Source organism: Reichenbachiella ulvae (assembly GCF_025833875.1).
Taxonomy (GTDB): Bacteria; Bacteroidota; Bacteroidia; order Cytophagales; family Cyclobacteriaceae; genus Reichenbachiella; species Reichenbachiella ulvae.
This window is the reverse complement of sequence record NZ_JAOYOD010000001.1, coordinates 2,718,295-2,738,757: the sequence shown is the minus strand read 5'-3', so window position 1 is coordinate 2,738,757 and position 20,463 is coordinate 2,718,295. Positions and strand designations below refer to the sequence as shown.

Annotated in this window: 21 protein-coding genes; 13 read left to right on the top strand and 8 right to left on the bottom strand. The window is 43.2% G+C overall.

Going from position 1 to position 20,463, the window contains the following annotated elements:
* The first annotated feature begins 26 nt into the window (after positions 1–26).
* From folP to N7U62_RS10840, 3 genes are read left to right on the top strand one after another with little or no spacing between them, the layout of a single operon-like run.
* A complete protein-coding gene (folP, locus tag N7U62_RS10850; protein WP_264137991.1) occupies positions 27–830 on the top strand; it encodes a dihydropteroate synthase in 804 nt (267 codons plus the stop codon).
* Positions 831–1,730 carry a diadenylate cyclase CdaA gene (cdaA, locus tag N7U62_RS10845; protein WP_264137990.1) on the top strand — a complete coding sequence of 300 codons (900 nt, stop codon included), beginning with the start codon at positions 831–833 and terminating at the stop codon, positions 1,728–1,730. It begins immediately after the preceding gene.
* Between the two features lie 48 nt (positions 1,731–1,778).
* The gene (locus N7U62_RS10840) at positions 1,779–2,270 is read left to right on the top strand and encodes a DUF4293 domain-containing protein (protein WP_264137989.1); all 492 of its coding nucleotides are present in this window, start codon (positions 1,779–1,781) and stop codon (positions 2,268–2,270) included.
* A 103-nt stretch (positions 2,271–2,373) separates the two neighbouring features.
* On the opposite strand, the gene N7U62_RS10835 is transcribed toward N7U62_RS10840, so the two are convergent.
* Positions 2,374–3,285: a 6-phosphogluconolactonase gene (locus N7U62_RS10835; protein ID WP_264137988.1), complete on the bottom strand. Its 912-nt coding sequence runs from the start codon at positions 3,283–3,285 to the stop codon at positions 2,374–2,376.
* Between the two features lie 252 nt (positions 3,286–3,537).
* On the opposite strand from N7U62_RS10835, the gene N7U62_RS10830 reads away from it, so the two are divergent.
* Positions 3,538–4,332, top strand: a complete 795-nt coding sequence (locus N7U62_RS10830; RefSeq protein WP_264137987.1) for a transglutaminase-like domain-containing protein — start codon at positions 3,538–3,540, stop codon at positions 4,330–4,332.
* 45 nt (positions 4,333–4,377) lie between these two features.
* On the opposite strand, the gene N7U62_RS10825 is transcribed toward N7U62_RS10830, so the two are convergent.
* Complete coding sequence (locus tag N7U62_RS10825; protein ID WP_264137986.1) at positions 4,378–4,848, bottom strand: hypothetical protein; 471 nt, start codon at positions 4,846–4,848, stop codon at positions 4,378–4,380.
* A gap of 162 nt (positions 4,849–5,010) precedes the next feature.
* Between N7U62_RS10825 and N7U62_RS10820 the strand changes: the two genes are divergently transcribed.
* Together N7U62_RS10820 and N7U62_RS10815 are read left to right on the top strand one after the other, a co-directional pair.
* The gene (locus N7U62_RS10820; protein ID WP_264137985.1) at positions 5,011–5,598 is read left to right on the top strand and encodes a hypothetical protein; all 588 of its coding nucleotides are present in this window, start codon (positions 5,011–5,013) and stop codon (positions 5,596–5,598) included.
* On the top strand, positions 5,595–7,040 hold the full coding sequence (locus tag N7U62_RS10815) for a flotillin family protein (RefSeq protein WP_264137984.1): 1,446 nt from the start codon (positions 5,595–5,597) through the stop codon (positions 7,038–7,040). Before N7U62_RS10820 ends, N7U62_RS10815 begins: the two co-directional genes overlap by 4 nt.
* Positions 7,041–7,222: 182 nt before the next feature.
* Here the strand turns inward: N7U62_RS10815 and N7U62_RS10810 are convergent, their stop codons facing one another.
* A complete protein-coding gene (locus tag N7U62_RS10810) occupies positions 7,223–8,572 on the bottom strand; it encodes a GAF domain-containing sensor histidine kinase (RefSeq protein ID WP_264137983.1) in 1,350 nt (449 codons plus the stop codon).
* A 569-nt stretch (positions 8,573–9,141) separates the two neighbouring features.
* Here N7U62_RS10810 and N7U62_RS10805 point away from each other — a divergent pair.
* The gene (locus tag N7U62_RS10805; protein WP_264137982.1) at positions 9,142–9,885 is read left to right on the top strand and encodes a TMEM175 family protein; all 744 of its coding nucleotides are present in this window, start codon (positions 9,142–9,144) and stop codon (positions 9,883–9,885) included.
* A 40-nt stretch (positions 9,886–9,925) separates the two neighbouring features.
* On the opposite strand, the gene N7U62_RS10800 is transcribed toward N7U62_RS10805, so the two are convergent.
* Positions 9,926–10,723, bottom strand: a complete 798-nt coding sequence (locus tag N7U62_RS10800; RefSeq protein WP_264137981.1) for a DUF3050 domain-containing protein — start codon at positions 10,721–10,723, stop codon at positions 9,926–9,928.
* Positions 10,724–10,944: 221 nt separating this feature from the next.
* Positions 10,945–12,498 carry an arylsulfatase gene (locus tag N7U62_RS10795; RefSeq protein ID WP_264137980.1) on the bottom strand — a complete coding sequence of 518 codons (1,554 nt, stop codon included), beginning with the start codon at positions 12,496–12,498 and terminating at the stop codon, positions 10,945–10,947.
* Between the two features lie 386 nt (positions 12,499–12,884).
* Here N7U62_RS10795 and N7U62_RS10790 point away from each other — a divergent pair, with 386 nt between their 5' ends.
* The 5 genes from N7U62_RS10790 to N7U62_RS10770 all read left to right on the top strand — a co-directional run bounded on the left by N7U62_RS10790 (position 12,885) and on the right by N7U62_RS10770 (position 17,188).
* Positions 12,885–14,021 carry a N(5)-(carboxyethyl)ornithine synthase gene (locus N7U62_RS10790; protein WP_264137979.1) on the top strand — a complete coding sequence of 379 codons (1,137 nt, stop codon included), beginning with the start codon at positions 12,885–12,887 and terminating at the stop codon, positions 14,019–14,021.
* A gap of 299 nt (positions 14,022–14,320) precedes the next feature.
* Entirely contained in the window at positions 14,321–14,830 is a 510-nt protein-coding gene (locus N7U62_RS10785; protein WP_264137978.1) for a T9SS type A sorting domain-containing protein, read from the top strand.
* 6 nt (positions 14,831–14,836) lie between these two features.
* Entirely contained in the window at positions 14,837–15,490 is a 654-nt protein-coding gene (locus N7U62_RS10780) for a putative outer membrane beta-barrel protein (RefSeq protein ID WP_264137977.1), read from the top strand.
* Positions 15,491–15,509: 19 nt separating this feature from the next.
* Complete coding sequence (locus N7U62_RS10775) at positions 15,510–16,598, top strand: hypothetical protein (protein WP_264137976.1); 1,089 nt, start codon at positions 15,510–15,512, stop codon at positions 16,596–16,598.
* A 218-nt stretch (positions 16,599–16,816) separates the two neighbouring features.
* Positions 16,817–17,188 (top strand): DoxX family protein, encoded by a 372-nt coding sequence (locus N7U62_RS10770; protein ID WP_264137975.1) that lies wholly within the window; start codon positions 16,817–16,819, stop codon positions 17,186–17,188.
* Between the two features lie 70 nt (positions 17,189–17,258).
* Here the strand turns inward: N7U62_RS10770 and N7U62_RS10765 are convergent, their stop codons facing one another.
* From N7U62_RS10765 to N7U62_RS10755, 3 genes are all read right to left on the bottom strand, one after another.
* Positions 17,259–17,471 (bottom strand): GDCCVxC domain-containing (seleno)protein, encoded by a 213-nt coding sequence (locus tag N7U62_RS10765; RefSeq protein ID WP_264137974.1) that lies wholly within the window; start codon positions 17,469–17,471, stop codon positions 17,259–17,261.
* A gap of 123 nt (positions 17,472–17,594) precedes the next feature.
* Positions 17,595–18,098: a hypothetical protein gene (locus N7U62_RS10760; protein WP_264137973.1), complete on the bottom strand. Its 504-nt coding sequence runs from the start codon at positions 18,096–18,098 to the stop codon at positions 17,595–17,597.
* A 392-nt stretch (positions 18,099–18,490) separates the two neighbouring features.
* A complete protein-coding gene (locus N7U62_RS10755) occupies positions 18,491–19,240 on the bottom strand; it encodes a hypothetical protein (RefSeq protein WP_264137972.1) in 750 nt (249 codons plus the stop codon).
* 383 nt (positions 19,241–19,623) lie between these two features.
* Here N7U62_RS10755 and N7U62_RS10750 point away from each other — a divergent pair, with 383 nt between their 5' ends.
* Positions 19,624–20,457: a helix-turn-helix domain-containing protein gene (locus N7U62_RS10750; RefSeq protein ID WP_264137971.1), complete on the top strand. Its 834-nt coding sequence runs from the start codon at positions 19,624–19,626 to the stop codon at positions 20,455–20,457.
* Positions 20,458–20,463: the final 6 nt, after the last annotated feature.

Below are 20,463 nucleotides of genomic sequence, written 5' to 3'. Positions count from 1 at the left end.
AGTTTATAAATGTAAAGGGTCGATTGATGGATTTGTCCATCCCTAAAATCATGGGTATTGTGAATGTAACGCAAGACTCATTTTATGATGGAGGTAAAATCAAGACTGACAGGGATTTGCTGCAAAAGGCCGAAAAAATGTTAAGCGAAGGAGCCGATATTTTGGATATTGGCGCTTACTCTAGCAGGCCGGGAGCCAAGGATATAGCACTGGAAGAAGAGCAACAGACTGCTGCTCAGGCAGTGGTACAAATCATGAAGGAGTTTCCAGAGGCAGTGATTTCGATTGATACTTTTCGATCTGAAGTCGCGGAGACTTGTGTTCAGGAAGGGGCAGCCATCATCAATGATATTTCGGCAGGTGAACTAGACGATGACATGTTCGATTTGGTGATTCGGCTCAATATCCCCTATATCATGATGCACATGCGAGGAAATCCACGCACTATGTCGCAAATGACCGATTATGGGGATTTGGTTTCCGATGTTATTGATTATTTTAACCTGAAGATCACGCAGCTCAGACGAAAGGGAGTAAAGGATCTGATCATCGATCCGGGTTTTGGTTTTGCTAAGACCCGAGAGCAAAATTTTGAGTTGATGGCCAAATTGGAGCTGCTATGGATGCTGGATGTGCCCATGTTGAGTGGGGTGTCGAGAAAGTCGATGATTTTCAAAACGCTGGATTGCACGCCTGATGAAGCACTCAATGGAACTACTGCTCTGAATATGGCGAGTCTGATGAAAGGGGCTTCAATTCTGCGCGTGCATGATGTGAAGGAGGCGAAAGAGACAGTGACACTGTTCGAACAATTAAAGAAAAAGGATTAAGTGATTTTAGGATTTCATATAGGATTTTTGGAAGTCGGTTGGGTGGATCTGATCGATATATTCTTCGTGACTATACTGCTGTATCAGGTGTACAAACTGATGCGCGGGAGTGTGGCAATCAAAATTTTCCTTGGTTTCTTATTGCTCTACTTGATCTATCTGGTGGTGCAGGCTGCCAATATGGAGTTGGTGAGTTTGATCCTTGGTCAGTTTATGGGCGTTGGGGTCATCGCAGTGATTATTCTGTTTCAGCAGGAGATCAGAAAGTTCCTGTTGCTGATTGGTCGTACCACGATCTTCGAGGAGGGGAATTTGTTCAACAACTTCAAGCAATTGTGGAGAGAGAAGTTTGACGAAAGTCACCTGACCATTCTTACTCCACTGATAGATGCAATCAAAACCATGAGTGGTGCCAATACTGGTGCCTTGATTGTTTTTTCTAAAGATTCAGAACTTAAATTTTTTGCCGATTCGGGCGATAGGATGGAAGCAATCGTATCCAAACGACTGATTCTAGCGATCTTCAACAAACTGTCGCCGCTCCACGATGGAGCCATTATCATCAATAACAACAAGATCGTGGCAGCTAGATGTATTCTACCCGTGTCAGAGCGAGATGATATCCCTGCCATGTTTGGGCTGAGACACCGTGCCGCGATTGGTATGTCTGAGAATACAGATTCTCTAGTCGTGATCGTGTCAGAAGAGACGGGTCAGCTGACCATCGCACGAAATGGCGGCTATGAGCATAACCTCTCGACCAAGGAAGTGAAAAGCCGCATCTATGACTACCTGATGTCGGATAACAAAAAAGCCAAGCGACGCAACGAGGAGGCCAAAAAGAAACTGATCAAAGAAGCTGAGGCTACCTCTAAGATCAGTTCTACTACAGATGCATAATTGGCTGGCATTGCCTAGATTTGCGCAAAATTTTTAGAGTCGATTATCATGATACAAAGAATACAATCTGTGTTTTTACTTTTTACTGCCATTTCTTTGGTGGTACTGGTGTTTTACCCACTATGGAACAAGGTAGATGCAGAAAAAAGTGAAGTACTAACCCTAACTGCTTTAGAAATGACCCATGTAAAAGTGGACATTGATACAGGTGAGGAACAAGTCATTGCCCAAAAGCCTACCTACTACATAGCAGCAGTAGCCTTATTGGCCGCATGTGTGGCTTTGTTTTCCATCTTCAAATTCAACAACCGTTTGCTTCAAATCAAATTGGGAGCATTGAATTCTCTTTTGATGGCGATCGCATTGGGACTGGCAGTTTATTTGATTTTTCAGGGAGAGAAGCAGATTTTACCAATGGAGCAGGGCAACTACCTTTTTGGCTTCTATATGTTCGTCTCTGCGATGATGTTCAACGCATTGGCTAATCGTTTTATCCGAAAGGATGAGCAACTCGTAAGGTCTGCCGATCGATTGAGATAAGCACTATGCTTTTTAAAGACTTATTTTAAGAAGCTGTCTCAAAAGGTTCAAAAAATAGAGTTTGTCACATTGAACCTTTTGAAACAGTCTCTTTTTCATGCTTTTACAGACCTAAACTAGGCAGTACGAATGATTGCGTATTGGGGTGCAGTCTGACCCATAGTCCAGGGTTAGCATTCAACTGTTGTTTGGCTTCTTCCACGTCAGTACTCAAAGTAGTATTCAGCACTTTGGCATAGGTCTTGATTTTGGCTGGAGCGGTATCTGCATCCACCACTGACTGTACGATCTTTTTGGCTTGCAAAATGGCTGCTGGTCCTAAGGTCAGAATGTACTCCGCTGATCGACATTCTTTTTCATCGCTTTCGCTCACTACACTTCCACCTGCTTTGAATTTGCTGATGTGGTGCTCTAAGATGCTACTGGATATCGGAATGATTCCGGCCAAATGATCATGCTGCGCTCCGGAGAAAGGCTTGATGTAAGCCAGGTGTGAAGCCTCATTTTCCTCAGGGCCATGACCGATGAAAAAGATATCCAAACCGCCCAGGGATTCTAGTTTAGTGAGATATTCAATCAATGCAGATTCCAAATCTTCGGTATCTGTCTGCATAGGGGTAAAGCTTTTGATCTTTTGGAAGAAGGCATCTCCTAAAATGCGCTCGAAATCTCTCACAAAGCTGAAGCCGTTGTTCATACCCATAGGGGCAAGTGCATCTTGGGTGAATACGTTCAATCGAGACAGTAATTCATCCTTTTCACCCGATTTTGCGAGTTCGCCTAATAATCGGTGCAGTTCTTGAGCGCCTCTTCCACCTAATAGTGCGATGTTGATATCACCTTCTTTTGCTTCAGCAGTTTTATAAAGCTCGTTGAGCATGGCTTTGCCTACTTCAGCTTCTGTCGCGAGTACAGTTGGGTTGATGCCCTGGTCCTTGATGCTGAGGGATGGACTGTTTTTTTGGGACAGCCAGATATTGTTGTTTTCTTCGGTTCTTGTGAATTGGGAATGCATGGTACTCATTTTGATTTTCAAGTTAAATTTAGCACTTGACTTATTTACTGAATGTGAAATTAGAATGAACCTGGTGAATTGGCTATTCTGATTCTCACATTTTCTTCTCCAATATGGTAAATTCAAGTTTCGAGGTAAATTAAGCTGGTTTTTCATCAATTAGTAGGGAGATGTTTTATTCAATTCTCCATTGATTTGATATAAATAAGCCTAGCTTTAGTTTTCTGAATCATTTAAATCAAATGACGCTATATGTGGTTAAGAACAAGCTGTTCACTTAGTTTTTATTTTGAAGTACAAACTGTATTGATATTCATGCTGAGGCCAAGGAGTGGTGCCCAGCAATGGGTGGCAAGAGAAGAGTACAACCTGTCTCCTATGGTGAATGTAGTGGAGTATGCAGATGCCTACGGCAACCTTTGCCAAAAGCTGATAGCTTCACCAGGACATTTTTCGATCACAACGAATGCAGATGTGAAGACGGATAATTTCGTGCGAAAAAATCCTGGGGCGCCCTTTGTAGAAATCCAGCATTTGCCTGAGACGATGCTCCATTTTTTATTGCCGAGTAGGTATTGCGAATCGGATCTGTTCAACCAAATGGCCATGTCGATTACGGCTGGTTGTCTCCCGGGATATGATCAGGTGGTGGCGATCGAGTCTTATCTACGCGATAATGTACAATACACGCCTGGGAGTAGTTCGTTTCCTATTTCGGCGGTAGAGGTGAATCAGCAGGGGCATGGGGTATGTAGAGATTTAGCACATTTAGGGATTGCACTGTGCAGGAGCATCAGTATCCCAGCTCGAATGGTGGTGGGATATCTGCATGGATTAGTGCCCATGGATATGCATGCCTGGTTTGAGGCCTATGTCGATGGCAAGTGGTACACCTTTGATGCTACTCAGCTCGAATCGAAAGGAGGCTATGTGGCCGTGGGTTATGGGAGAGATTCTTCTGACGTGGCAATTTATAATCAATTCGGGCCAGCCTCCTATCCTTTGGAGCAAAGTGTCAATGTAGTTTCTATAGAGGATAAGGTGTAGAAACAAGGATGCATTTTTGACCTTGATGCTTAATCTTGTAAGTGTTTAGGTCTTCTGACTCTTTAAAAGCTGTTTGATTTTTTTCGAAGGTTTTACCTTGTTGTTTTCATCTGCACAATAGTCCACTACCATGGTTTCAGACAGCTGATAAACTTCCGCGTTGGTCAACGAAGAACCATTGTTTTCTAAAACGACTTTCGACATGGAGGCTAAAAACAAGGATAATAGTTCTGTATTTCCTTTGGTTAATTCTGCCGCTTCTGGCCCTATTTCAAAAGTGTAGTCTGGTGTTCCTTCCATCCATTTTAGTATGAATTGAATAGCCAGTAATCTTTGGGGTTCTTGTTGGCTAGCTGGTGTCCCCAATAAGAATTCAGCGCATTGAATGATCGTAGGCTCTTGGGTTTTAAAGTCTTCAGCAGATTGAAATTTGTAATTAGCAATTTGGTTGAAATCCTGAGCTAAAGCCAATTGACAGCATGCGGCCAATGAAAGAGTTAGAATAAATTTTTGCATGAGTTGATTCTTATTTGATTAAGTCTATAAAGCCACATATTAACATATTTAGAATCAATCTCCTAAAATACTAATACTCAGTATGTGAGATTTTTTCTTTGATCTGTGTCCCATATTTCAAAGAAATAGTCTATTTTGAGGCACGTAAAACCGACTCATTCCATGTTTGATAATTTTCCTGAATGGTGGCAATCCCTTGAGCTCTTGGAGCAGATTTATTGGGGTATAGCCATCCCCTTTACCGTCTTCTTTGTCTTACAGCTTATTCTGACCATGTTCGGTGGTGATATCGATCACCATGGCAGTACGGATATGGAAATCGAGGCAGATGATGGGATTGGATTCCAGTTTTTTACCCTCAAAAACCTAATTGCCTTTTTTACCATTTTCGGATGGACAGGTATTGCCAGTCTGGATTCCGGAATGAGCAACGGCTTATCCATTGCCATCTCTATGGTATCAGGCATTATTATGATGCTGATTATGGGTAGCATCTTTTACTTCCTGGGTAGGGCCAATGAGAGTGGAACGCTAAAAATGAAAAATGCCATCGGTGGTATAGGTGAGGTATATATGCTCATCAAAGGAAGCCGTGGCAATATCGGTCAGGTGCAAATCCAGGTGCAGGGAACGCTGAGAACACTGGAAGCCATCACCGATGACGAAGAAGACTTAATCCCCGGCAATGTGATCACAGTAGTAGCCATAGCCAACAATAACATACTAATCGTAGAAAAATCAAAATCATGAGTGTTTTATTTTTACCAGCCCTCGCCATTGCGGCGCTCTTTGTATTTATCGTTTTAATTACCTTTTTCAGAAGGTACAAGAGGTGTCCTTCGGACAGAATCCTTGTGGTCTATGGTAAGGTCGGAGGAGGATCCGCTCGGTGTATCCATGGGGGAGCAGCCTTTATTTGGCCTGTATTCCAGAGTTATGAATTCCTGGATCTGACACCTAGCTCTATTGAAGTAATGCTGACCAACGCACTGAGTAAGCAGAACATCCGTGTAGATGTTCCTTCTCGTTTCACCGTCGGTATCTCTACCGAGCCGGGCATCATGAACAATGCTGCTGAGAGACTTTTGGGTCTGACTCAGGAAAATATCCATGATCTGGCCAAGGACATTATTTTCGGTCAGTTGAGATTGGTTGTAGCGACCATGGATATCGAAGAGATCAATAGCAACAGAGATAAATTTCTGGCCAATGTAGCATCCAACGTGGAGGCGGAATTGAAGAAGATTGGTCTCAAGCTGATCAACGTGAACGTAACGGATATCAAGGATGAATCTGGGTATATCGAGGCGCTAGGTAAGGAAGCAGCTGCGAAAGCCATCAACGACGCGAAGAAGTCAGTGGCAGAAAAAGACAGAGATGGAGCTATCGGTCAGGCCAATGCTCACCAGGATCAAAGGGTGCAGGTGGCAGATGCTGATGCACGCGCAGTAGAAGGGGAAAACACGGCGAAGATCAAAGTCGCTATGTCTGATGCTTCGAGGAATGAAAAAGAAGCGGAGGCTTTGAAAATATCTACAGTAGCTGAGAAAGTACAAGCAGCCAAGGCGCTAGAAGAGGCCTATGCTGCAGAGCAAATTGCGGAAAATGCAAGAGCAACCAGAGACAAGGCGGCTCAAACAGCAGATATCATTGTGCCCGCGCAGATCGATAAAGAAAAAGTGGAGATCGCTGCAGAGGCGGAAGCGGAAATGACCCGTAGAAAAGCAAAAGGGGATGCAGATGCGATCCTATTCAAAAAGCAAGCGGAAGCACAAGGTCTCTATGAAGTATTGACCAAGCAAGCACAAGGTCTGAAGCAGATTGTGGATGCTGCGGGTAATAACTCCAAAGACGCTGTCTTGCTACTGGTAGCAGACAAACTGCCTGAATTGGTAAGACTGCAAACAGAAGCCATCAAAAACATCAAAATTGATAAAGTCACCGTTTGGGATGGAGGCAATGGTGCTGGTGAAAAAACTTCTACAGCTAACTTCATTTCCGGATTGTACAAATCTGTGCCTCCGTTGCAAGAGATGTTCAACATGGCGGGGATGGATCTGCCAGAATATCTGAAGGGTAAATCCTCAGAGGAAATCACCCAAATGGCTGAAGAGGTGATGGAGGAAAGTAAATCAGATGAACCAACAGAAGAGACTGGTTCAGACGAAAAAGGGAATAAAGGAAAGAAGTAAGCAATACTGAAAATAGTTAAAAGGCTTCCTTGGATTAACGCTTTTGTTTTTCTGAGGAAGCTTTTTTTGTGAAGGAGAGGAAAGTAAGAGCCAATTAGTGTTCTGTTATTTTCATAATGAATAGTCCCATTAGTGGGCGAGAAAGTCTTGTTTGCCCAAATAGAGCATGGATTGCTCTCTGCCTACTTTATCATTGGGAAGCTCACATTAACCCGGGTTCCTTGCCCTACTTCCGAATCGATTTTTAGTTTGCCATTTTGAGATTGAATGATTGATAAGGTGATTGAAAGCCCAAGACCAGTACCAATGCCCGCCTCCTTTGTTGTGAAAAATGGATCAGTAACCTTGGGAAGATTATCTTTGACGATTCCACATCCATTGTCTATTATTTCTATTTCAGCCATTTTTTTGTGGACTCTTGTGCTAATTTGAATTAAGCCCTTTTTGTCAATGGCTTGAATGGCATTGGTGAAAATGTTGATGAATACTTGATGCATCTGACCTACATTGGACTTGAAAAAAATGGGTTCGCTGGCGAATCTTTTTTCTACTATTATTGAATGCTTCAATTGATTTTGCATCATGATCAGACAGTTGTCCAGAATGGTGTGTAAATCGCACTGTTCGTCGTGGGAGTCATTGCTTCTGCTAAATTGGTTTAGACCTTTGACTATACCCGTCGCTCTATCTACGCCCGTTCCAATACATTCTAGCATCTTGTTGATCGTTTCATCCTTATGATAAACGTCCAATTCTTTTTTTAACCCAAGATATCCACCTCTAATAAAATTGAGTGGATTGTTGATTTCATGGGCTACCCCTGAGGTTAAAACACCCAGAGAAGCCATCTTTTCGGATTGAACTAGCTGGGTTTGGGCACTTTTTAGTTGCTGGAGCGTAAACTTTAATTCTTCATTGGCTTTTTGAAGCGCATCATTCTTTTTTTTCAGTTCTTTAGTTCTTTCAAAAACCTTCTTTTCAAGCTCTTTTTTGTTTTGTTCTAATTCGCCAAACAATTTCATGTGTTCTAGTTCAGCTCCAGCTCGAGAGGCGAAAATCATTAAAATAGATTCCTTTGCATAGACTTCCTCTATTGGTTTTTTATAAAGGCAGACTATGATGCCAGTGGGGTTAGATTTAGAATCATATAGTGGAACCCCAACATATCCTTCGATACCCATATCAATAAGCAATTGATCCTTAGGGAATAAAGTAGTAATTCCTTCTGGGTAGGAACATGGAGTTTGACCTACTACGTTTTCGCAAGGTGTATCGTGTAGCAAGTAGGTGAAATTATCAAGTAATTGATCTTTGCCGGTAATGGCGATGGTTTCAATGGCAATTCTAGCTGGATCTACCTTTCCGATGAAGGTATAATCTGCATCTAAAGAAGAATTTAACTTTTTTACTGTGGTTTCAAAGAAGCGATCTCCTAGATTATAGGTGTCTGACGAAACAATCTCATTGATCATTTTGATCTGATTGCGCAATTTTATGAGCTCAGAATCCTTCTTGCTTTTGGTCTCGGACATTGGGTCATGCTTGTGTTTAATTGGGCTAGGCCTCTTATAATAAGACTCTATTAAGTTCTTGGATTTTTTCCAGAATGCCAAGAGAAATACGGAGGAAATAGGCCGTATGCATTTGACCTTCGAGGCTTTCTTAGTAATCCTGTTAGGAGACTCTTAGGAAGTTTTTTTAAGCTACAGAAAGAATCACTTGTTCATCTTATTTTTTGGATGCGAGGAGCGGACTACTGAATGTAGAAGCCTAAAAGAATAAGGCTGGTTGCTATATATAACAAGCTCATGCCACCATTCATGAGGCTAAATTCTTTTACTCGTTTGATGCTCCGATATCCTTTTATCAAAATGATGAAACCTAATATGATTAATATACCTCCTGTAAATGATGTCATGGTTTGAATGATTAAAAGTTTAAGTTGAGTTTGATTTAATATACTAATGTAATGAAAAAATAGGGGTTTTGTAGCTTTTCAATGGTTATAGTTGGGATTCAACTGGATACATTCAGATCTATTATGAAGCGTTTCTCATATTATGATTAATATTATAATTGTAAAACCTAAGCCAGGAACTAATTGAAAAAGAATATAAAGAAGCACGAAGAGAAAGTAGGATTCACACTCCGTGGATTGGAGAACACCAGAATAGAATCTCTTAGTGATGGCATTTTTGCTATAGCCATCGGTCTACTCTTGATGTCCTCAGACCCTCCGAGTAATTTCAGTGAGCTGATGGAGTTTACTCGTGATCTACTTCCCTTCGCTGGTACGATTGCGATTCTCATGTGGATTTGGTACCAGCATTACTTGTTTTTTATCCGGTTTGGATTGCGTGATGCGGGGACCACTGCCATCAATACCATGCTGATGTTTTTGGTGCTTTTCTATGCTTACCCGCTCAAGTTTATGTTCAGATTGCTCATCAATTTGTATCAAGCCTTATTGACTCAGGATCAGGCCATGTTGAATCATATTTTTACAGACACAATCGCCCCACAGGATACGCCGACACTGATGGTAATCTATGGTCTGGGAGCAAGTGCGATTTTCTTTGTCTTTGTATGGCTCAACAAGAGAGCTTTGAATAGAGCAGAAATACTCGACCTCTCCGAATTGGAAATTCGCCTGACCAAAAATTCAATCATCATGAATGTTACGTCGGGTGTCATTCCCTTCCTATCGGTACTCATTGCCCTTTTTCGAGTAGGAGGGAAATACACCTTCATGATCTCGGGTTTCGTTTATATTCTCTACACCATCGCCATGCCATTGGCCAGTCGCTATGGTCGAAAGAAACTGGCGGAGTTGAAAGCGGATTGATAAGGGTACTACAATTTGAAAAGGGGGTAGAATTCATTCGTCAAGCCAATTCCAGTGACTGCTGATCTTTGTTCTTTTCTATGGCCTCAGTGATGCCGTCCCAGAGGGCGATTCTTTTTTGCAGGGATTCTCTGGCGACCGCTAGTGTTTCAGACCATTTCTGCTCGTCATCACCGCAAAGCTCGGAGATCATTTGAAGTGAAAGGGGGCCATGCTCATCACCATCTAATTCGATATGCCTCTCGAGGTAATAGGCCAGTTTGTTGTATTGTTGATTGTCTGAATCGGCACTTTTCAGAATCTCGATGAACATATCTGGAATCACATCTTCACGCCCGAAAGTGAATGCAGAGGCTATCTTGTGCACTTGGCCAGTAGCAATGATGTCAAAGGTGTATCGGACAAAATCGGTCGTTGCTTGATCAATAGAGATCATACTCAGCCCTTCTTCAATGCTTTTTCCTTCCCTCAGGTGTTGAAGGAAAGCTTGAATCTCGGAGGTGCTGGCTCCCATCTGTTGCATGGCATCCAGGTACATTTCGTAGTGACTTTTGGGCTCACCTCGTTCGTTGATGTCGCTTTCTTCACCATGTACGATTTCGTTGATGAAACGAGCCACCACCGGGCTGCTGGCGGGTATCCATGGGGTTTGCACACAGGTTAACTTTATCTGAAGCGCCTTGAGCAAAGACATGAAATCCCAAACGGCAAAGACGTGGTTTTCCATGAAGACTTTGATGTCCTCTACATCGTCCAGGATTTGATAAAGCTTATGGTTGCTTAGTGTAGTTCTTAATTCAGCAATTTCGCTCTCAATCTGTGCAGGGGTGTTGATCATGGTCTTTCTATGTTGCGGTTTTTTCGAGGCGCAAAGTTGAATAATCTATTAATTATATGGGTTGGGGAATGCTAAATTATTGAAGGGAATTGGCTGCTGGGTGACCAATGAATGGGTTTGGCTTCAATTTTCTATTCTTCTTTGACGCCTTAGTCGCCAATGGAAATGGCTATGAAAGATAAATCCACCCTCATCCCAAAAGGGACAAGGGAGGGGAAATATTATTGCTGGCCAGCCATGAGTTGTTTCATCAATTCACTAAAATCAAATGTAGCCGCCTTTTGGACAGGTGGGTATTCGATCAGGGATTGAATGTGTTCGCCTAGCAGTTCTTGAATCGGCTCGTTCAAAAATTGCTTGCGCTGTATGATATCAGATCGATCTGTGATATTGTCAAAGCTTTCGTAAGGATCGAAATGCAAGTTGTACATGATTGGGAATTTCTGCTTGACATAGGTTGCGTAGTAGTTTTCACTCGTTTGAAAATGCAACTTCCATTGATTAATTCTAACGGCTCTAATATCCGACTCATGATAGTAGATGAAGTTGTTTCTGGCACTAACTTCTGTATCACCAGTCCAGTAATCCAGGTTGTTGACACCATCGATGTACTGCTTGCGCTCTTTGATCATCTTTTCTCCGACATTGTCTACTCCGGCCGCAGCAGCCAGTGTGGTGAATATATCCATATGTGCCTGAATACCACGCAGCGTTCTTCCTTCCGGGATTTGATCCTTCCACATGACCATCATTGGAACGCGAACACCTCCCTCGTAAGTGGTCATCTTTTCGCCCCTGAATGGGGTCGTGCCACCATGGGTGCGAGCGCTATGTTCGGGTCCATTGTCCGTAGAGTAAATAACAATGGTATTGTCCAGCACGCCCATTTTTTCCAGTTCATCCAGGACCATTCCTACATGCTGATCGTGCTCCATCATCCCACTACCATAGAAGTCATGCTCAGTAGTGTATGGAGCTGCCAGGTAACGGTTTTCTTCCTTGAGATGCGTAAACATATGCATACGACTCGGGTTGAGCCATACGAAGAAAGGCTTGTCGTCATCTTTGGCTCGCTTCATGAAATCCAAAGAAGCTTCAATGAACTCTTCATCCACAGTTTTCATTCTTTCGCGAGACAGTTGACCTGTATCTTCTATCTTTTGTTTTCCTACTCGGCCAAATCTTGGATCAACAGTAGGGTCATCCTTTTTGGTCGCCCAGGTATGTAGTACGCCACGTGTTCCATATTTTTTGAAATACTCAGGGTCTTGTGGGTAATCTACTTGCTGGTATTCCTCCTGCGTGTTGAGGTGGTAAAGATTGCCGAAGAACTCGTCGAATCCATGGACGGTTGGCAAATGCTCGTTTCTGTCTCCGAGGTGGTTTTTGCCAAACTGTCCAGTGGCATAACCCTGTTCTTTTAGCACTTCAGCCAAAGTAGGAGATTCTTTTTTCAGCCCTAATTCACCTCCTGGTCTACCCACAGTAGTCATGCCACTTCGGATGGGGTATTGGCCAGTGATTAGTGCAGCCCGTCCTGCAGTACACGACGGTTGGGCATAGTGCTCGGTAAACATGACACCTTCTTTAGCGATGCGATCGATATTAGGAGTGGTATAGCCCATCACGCCATTGCCATAGGCGCTGACATTGCTCCAGCCTACATCGTCAGGGAATATGATCAGGATATTGGGTTTCTTTTGTGCCTGGGTATGAAATTGAAGAAGGATGGCTACTAAAAGTAGCACCATCCTGAGATTGGTCTTTTTTCTCATTTTTTTACGGGATTGATTGAATAACTAAGTTAAATGATTCAAAAGTATAGATCACAACCTGTGATGAAATTTATGTTTATTATTTTGTTAATTTTTATGAACATAAAATGGGTTATATGTTTCCAAACACTAATTGAATATGGGAGACTCAAACAGCCATCATATATAAAACCCATAGGGATCAAGTAGCGGCAGTTATTAAGTGCTACCTTTGGTGGGGAGAGATAGCCATTCTACTCCGCATCAATTCATTAACCATTCTGGTGAATTAGTGTTTGGTGACTCATTGATGTATGAGCTCACCAACTCTCCCCTGTTATCTACATCAAAAGGGATTCATAGCTCATTCTATTGGTGAGCAGGCCCGAAATTTATACTACTATTTTATGAACACTTTTGGTGTAATTGGAACTTCCAAAAAGGAAGGCGAACGAAGATTGCCTATTCATCCCGACCATTTGCTTAGGCTTCCTCAGGAGGTCAGAAAACATCTGATATTCGAAAAAGGATATGGAAAACCTTTCAATGTCGGAGATGATGAGATGAAAGGACTGTCTGGTGGAATCGCTTCCCGAGACGAAATACTGGAGGATATAGGAGCGGCGATCATAGCCAAACCGGTCCTCACAGATCTGGAGCAACTGAAGGTGAATGGGGTACTTTGGGGCTACCCTCACTGTGCGCAACAGCGGGCCATTACTCAGGCGGCTATCGACAGGAAGTTGACCCTCATTGCATTTGAGGATATGTTTGTTTGGTCGCCTGGTGGCGAACGCGGCAGACATACCTTCTACAAAAACAACGAAATGGCGGGCTATTGTGCGGTGATCCACGCGCTGCAACTGAAGGGCATAGATGGTCACTATGGCAATCAGCGAAAGGTGATCATTTTTAGTTTTGGTGCAGTGAGTAGAGGTGCTATCTACGCCCTGAAAGCTCATGGTTTTAGAGATATAACTATTTGCATCCAAAGGCCCGATCATGAGGTGAGGGAGGAAATATTGGATGTGCACTATGTACGTATCAGGAAAGGAAGTGCATCCGAGGCACGCTTGATAGTAGTAGAACACGATGGATCTGAAAGGCCCTTGACTGATTTAATTTCTGAATCTGAGATCATTATCAATGGAACCTATCAGGACACCAATGATCCCATCGATTTTGTGACCTACGACGAAAGGTCATGTTTGAAGAAAGGCGCCATCATCATAGATGTGAGCTGTGACGAAGGAATGGGCTTTTACTTTGCCAAGCCTACGACATTTAAAGCGCCCATGTTTTCGGTGGAACAGGTAGACTACTACGCGGTGGATCATACACCTAGCTACTTATGGGAAAGTGCAAGTAGGTCTATATCAGCCGCTTTGGTGGTGCACTTGCCGACCTTGCTCGAAGGCAAAGAGGCATGGAAGACTAATGCAACACTCCAGGAGGCCATCAATTTGGATCAGGGAGTCATACAAAAAAGTGAGATCCTGAAATTTCAAAATAGAGAGCCAGTCTATCCCCATGAGGCTCGATAAATGCGGGGGTGAGTTTTGAAATAAATTCTTGAATTACACAGGTTGGTTTACTCACTCATGTCTGAGTTGAGTTTGATTTTTAGGGAAGGGTGAATGGAATCACTCATCCCTAAAATTCAGTAGAATCTAAGTACTATAGTTAACAGCACTAGGAAAAGCACTTAGAGGGAATTACCCATTTTTAGTGTCTCGGCGATCATAGCTCTTTGATTAGCTGGTAATCCTTATATCTTTTCTTTCTTTTGTCCATGATTGACCATTCAGGTGAATGGACTTTAATCTATTAAATCAAACAGACTATGGTAAAAACAAAACCGATACTCGGTGGGGTAGTGGTGTTGTTCCTGTTGCTGGTGAGTTCGGGGCTTCAGGCCCAGAGCATCAAGCGCCAGACGATCAGTTCGGCCAGTGCGAGTACGCAGACTGGGGACTTAATCGTCAGGCAGACAGTAGGCCAACCCTATCAGACCCAAACTTCGACAGTCGATGGTTTGCATGTGAGGCCGGGCTTTGAGCAGCCCAATACTTTCAATGTGACCTACAAGGCCATCTCATCCGACTTTGAGTTCAATGTCTCTCTTTATCCTAACCCTGCTAGCAGTCAGATCACACTGGCCAGCGACAGAGGATTGGACTATGCAGATGTCCGTGTGTTGGATATCAATGGACACTTGATCTATCAGGAGGCTTTCGACGGCTTCAAAGGGGCAGAGATCAGCTGTAGCGAATGGCGACAAGGGGTGTATTTCCTCATCGTTCGCAACTCAAGTAATCAAAAACACACTTCTAAATTGATCATTACCAAATAAACAGACATGAAACATCTATACATAAAAACATTAATCATCTGCGCAATGGGCCTGTTGGCGAACAGCCCGCTGATGGCGCAGCAGAGTGTAACCATCGATGCATCACAGGTGGTTTCTACTTTTAGCTATCAGGATAGCAACTCATCCAAAAACTTTGACATGTTCGGTAGCTCGGACTACAATGCGATCAACTCGGGTGCTTACAGCCTCGGTTACAGACGCACGACGGACATGGGCTGGATCTTTAGAGGGAGTCTGGGGATGAGAAGAGCCGGTGCGACGACCATCATCGATGAGACCAACTACCGTTGGGATTTTCAGTACATGACCCTGCAAGTAGGAGCGGGATACGAATTTATTACTATGGACAAGTTGGGCGTGTATGCCACACTTTCGCCTTATGCCGCTTACATGCTAAAGGCCAACCAAAGACTGGACAATGAGGATTTTGACATCAAAAAATCTGGTGAGATCAATGCATGGGATTTTGGATTGCAGTTGACCCCTGGGGTGCAGTTTGTCGCTTCAGATTTCGTGACGCTTTACGGTGAGTTCAGCATGATTCAGGGATTGAAAAACCTGGAGTCAGAAGACAACGGGCAAAACTCCTACAATGTAGGATATGCTTTCACACTCGGACTAGCCTTTACCATTCAATAATCCTTAAACAGATACAAAGATGAAATTAAAGATATATACACTCATCCTTCTTTCTTTTTTTGCTCACAACCTGTTGGCACAAAGAATCGGAAACCTCGACGGAATCAACTATCAGGCAGTAGCACTCGCAGCTAATGCACAAGAGATCGTCGGCAAAGACATAGAAGCAAAACCGCTATTCGAAGAAGAAATCGAAGTGCGTTTTACCATCCAAAAAGGAGCTGCTGATGACGCAGTGATCGAATATCAGGAAACTGCCAATACCATCACAGATGCAGATGGTCTGTTCTCATTGGTGATCGGACAGGGGACGACTACAGGCGAGAGCACTTACACACGACTGTTGGATATTCCATGGATCGATGCAGATCAGTTCCTCAAAGTAGAGATTGCTTTGGTGGGAGAGGCTTTCAGAACAGTGAGCATTGAGAAGTTTCAGTCTGTACCTTACTCTTTCTACACAGATGATATCGCCGACGATGCGATCACTACTGAGAAGATTCTAAATGAGGAAATCCTGGCGGAGGACATCAGCACAGGTGCTGTAACTAGCGACGAGATCCTGGACGCTACCATCGACAATGTGGATATCGCTGACAATACCATCGATCTGACTACCAAAGTAACTAATCAATTGGGCGTAGCAAATGGCGGTACTGGACTAGATGCGTCGACAGTTACAGATGGTCAGGTGCTGGTAGGTGACGGTACCAACGGCAACTTTCAGTTGACTACTCTGACGGCTGGTACTGGTGTGGATATCACCAATACACCAGGAGGTATCGAAATCTCTTCTCCTCCGGTAGGAGTGGATTCTGATGGTAGCTTTACCATCCCGGTAGGTAGCAACGGTACGATCTCTGCAGGTGAGGCATGGTACTCGCCTAACAGCCTGAAAGTAACTCCATCGCCAGACAAGCCTTTCGTGATGGGAGATATCTTTCTGGTATCTGCTGACAAGGACCTGAAAGGAGTGATCCTGTCTGCTTACCTACAGAGTATCGATGGTAGCGGAGATGCCAACGTACAGGTGATCCTGTTCAACCCTAAAGGAACTGACGTGACATTGGAGACTCCAATGACCTTCAAATTCCTTTTGGTGAAGTAATCCTCACCAGACAAGAAATGACAAAGCCTCGGGGTATCCCGGGGCTTTTTTGATTTCAGTTGATTCTATCGAGTGTCGCTTTCTCAAGTTCGCGCCAGTAGAGTATTGAAACCATCCATTATCCCCTTATCTTTATATAGTTAGATGAAGTTACTTTTTGGAGCGCTTAGCGGAAACTGGAAAACAGTTTAGTCGTAGGAATAACAAACTGAAGGAATATGAAAATAACAGGAGTGATCATATCATGGGCGGTAGCCGTTCTGATGGTGTTCGATGCGGTGATGAAGTTCGTCAAGCATCCCATCATGGTGGAGTTGTTGAGCAATATTGGCTATCAAGAGAGTGACTACAATGCCATCGGGGTGTTGGGGCTGGCTGCTGGTTTGCTCTACCTTATCCCACGTACCACGGTGCTGGGCTTGTTTATGATGACGGGCTATCTCGGCGGTGCACTTGCTTCTAATTTTCGCACCGAGGCTTCACCCACCTCACATCTATGGTTTGCCTTGATCGTCCTGATGCTGGTGTGGATCGGGGCGTTGCTGCGTTTTCCTAAGCTGAAGGGGATTTTTAGTTTTCCTTTGAAGTGATCGTAGGCTTAGGTCTTAGCGGACGCTAAGACCAGATGGAGTTTCCTTTGAAGTAAAAACGGACGTACGGTTATCCGCAACAGTTGCTTTGCTGTTGGATGGGAGGGCACTTTGCAGAGCCATAGCTGCAGTACACACAGCAGTCTCCCTGCTTTGGTTTGAGCACCTCATGGCAGTTGGCACATTCATAAAAGTACTGACAAGCATCGGTGGGCATGGTTTCCGTTTTTTGGTGCCCACACTTAGGACATGTTATCGTCGATTCAAGAATTAATTGGCTCATGCTACTGCTGTTGCTTAATCAAAGATCGTACTATTGGGAGACTAATAAAATTATCAGATTGCAAATGTCTTCGTAGACTAGTCTTGATGCAGATAGGTGTGAGGTAGTTGATGCAACCTTATTTTAGTCAATCTGCTCCATAGCTATATCTGCAAGTGATGATATGCGCTGTTTGTGATATTCAAAATCTTCTGTATTTGTATTCATATACGTTCCGTCTGGCTGGATGCAGCGAATCATATTGTTGTTCCAAAAGTAGTAGCGATATTCCTCTTTTGTTGTTTTAGTGTGGTCATATTCAGGTTGAGTTGGAGGTGCGTTGTAGCGATAATTTTTGACAAAAGCGAAATACAGCTGACCCTCAGCGAAGTAATATTCGTTTTCGCTCTTACCGAGGTGGCCGTAATAGATTGTTTCGATCAACCTTATTCCATTGACATCTTTGAAAGCAGTAATCTCTCCACCTTCGGAGGAGTTTTCAAAATCATTTTGAGTCGTTCGAGAATAACTATCCTTATTAATCTGAGTTTCGTTATAGAGTTTCCTTATTTCAAGTATTGCTTGATCCTGGGCGGACAACCCGTTAAGAAGTGAAAGTGAGAGTAAAAATGTCAAAAGTAGTTTCATGAAGTTTGCTCTTTTTGTCTATCCCCGCTGTTTTAAGTGTTCCGAAGGGGCACTTAAAACTAACTGATAAATTCAAGTCTTCAGACTTGATGATCAAAAAACCATCTATCCCTTTCAGCAGACAGGCTGGGACTTCACCATGGCAAATGTTAGGTAATGTCTATCTTTCTGATTTCTTATTTGATAGCCAGATGTACTCATGCTTTAGATTGATGGTCAATCCTATGAATTTAGCAATTTTAACCCAACAAGTCTGGAGACTTGCCATCATCTATGCTTTCAAGTCACGCTTCGCTAAGACTTAAAAGAGCAGAGCAATCCTTTTGAATATTACAAAACGAAGTTAGATAGATGCGAGATTATAGACCCTAAAGCCATGAATCAGACCTGTTTTAACTTTCTATCTCTTTTTTTAATTGCTTCTTCAAGAAGTCTAAAACTTGAATGGTGTTGCCCAAATTACCCGACTCGGTAATTAAAGATTCAAGTTTGAAAGTAATGATATTCCATAATTCAAGATTGTTCAGCAAGTCTTCATATTGAGTTTCGGGCCCTCCCTGAATTAACCCTTTCGCATATCTTGGCAGAACGGTTTCACTGTAATTGATGTGTTGAATGAAAAACGGTTCGATGGTGTTGACATACTGCGAAATGTTATAATCGTTCAAGGTTTCAGAATGTTGAAATGAACTGTTCAGGAGTTCAAAACCTAGTTTTAATGAATCATTTTCAATTTTAGACAAATAATTCTGATTGATAAACTCTCGGGTGATCGGGAATTCGTAAATCAAACCCCAGGATGTAGCGGTAGCTCCCAGAAGTTTCTTTAGTGTCATTAAAGAATCAATATTATTGGAATCAATAATCTTAAGTGCCCTTTGGTTATAATCTATGAGTGAGTCTAATTTTTTCTTTTGATATTCGGCGTTATTGGCCTCTGATTCTAATTCTACTATGATGCGTTTGTAATAATTTTTGAGACTGTTTTTCTCTATTCTATCAGTATTCCACCCGTCGATCCCCAGTGCTATTAATATCCCTACGACCACCAAAAAGATTTCGCCTATTGCATATTTGAGATACTTTCCAGTTTTACCCGTAGCAAGCAAGTTTTGTCTGTTTTTTCGAAAGAATGATATCATTGGTCAAAAGTTGGTGGTGTAAAAATAAAAGCCCGTGCTGTTTTAAGTGTTCCGAAGGGGCACTTAAAACTAACTGATAAATTCAAGTCTTCAGACTTGATGATCAAAAAACCATCTATCCCTTTCAGCAGACAGGCTGGGACTTAACCATGGCAAATGTTAGGTAATGTCCATCTTCCTGATTTCTTATATGATATCCAGATACACTCATGCTTTAGATTGATGGTCAATCCTATGAATTTAGCAATTTTAACCCAACAAGTCTGGAGACTTGCCATCATCAATGCTTTCAAGTCACGCTGCGCTAAGACTTAAAAGAGCGGGATACAGTTTGACCTTAGACTGATTCGAACTTTCCATCTTTAATTTTCGTGTAGCTATCGGTGATACTCCACAGACAGAAATTTGAATACAAGGGCAGGGCCCTGATCGAGAAGATTCGGATTCAGGCTCCCTTTCGATACGAAGCGCTTTTCGAGGACGAGGGTTGCTTTTTGTATGTCAATGGATCGCCGGCTCATTTTCATGCGGCAGATCAGAAGATCACGCTCCCTTCCAATGAATCCGTTTTGCTCAAATGTGGGACATATTTCGTAGACTGGCTACAAGGTTCGGAGGCGGAGACTTGCGAGGTATTGGCTGTGCATCTGCCTACCGAGCTGTTGCGGGATATTTACCGAAACGAAGTGCCGTCTTTTTTGCGAGAGCGACAGGAGACGCCCTATATCCAAAAGATCCTTCCTGAACTGACGCTGTCCAAGTTCATCGAAAGTCTGGATTTCTATTTTGACACTCCGGCCCTGGTCACCGACGAGCTGTTGGAACTGAAAATCAAGGAGCTGATTTTGATCCTGGTGCAGACCCGAAATGCCGAATCTATTTTGGAGTTGTTTTCTGCGCTATTCGCTCCGCGCAAGGTTACCATGCAGGAGGTCATCCAGACGCATCTCTATTCAGACTTGACAGTTAGCCAGTTGGCAGAGCTGTGTCACATGAGTCTCTCTTCCTTCAAGAGGGAGTTTGTGAAGCACTATGGGGACAGCCCGAAAAACTACCTCAATGGCCAGAAGCTGGAGCGTGCCAGGGAGCTACTACAAGTATCCGAAGAGGGCATTGCCAGAGTGGCCTATCAGGTAGGCTACTCCGACCCGGCCTATTTCTCCCGCCTGTTCAAGAGCAAATTTGGTTACTCTCCCTCTGAGGTCCGCCAGTCCTGAGCCAAT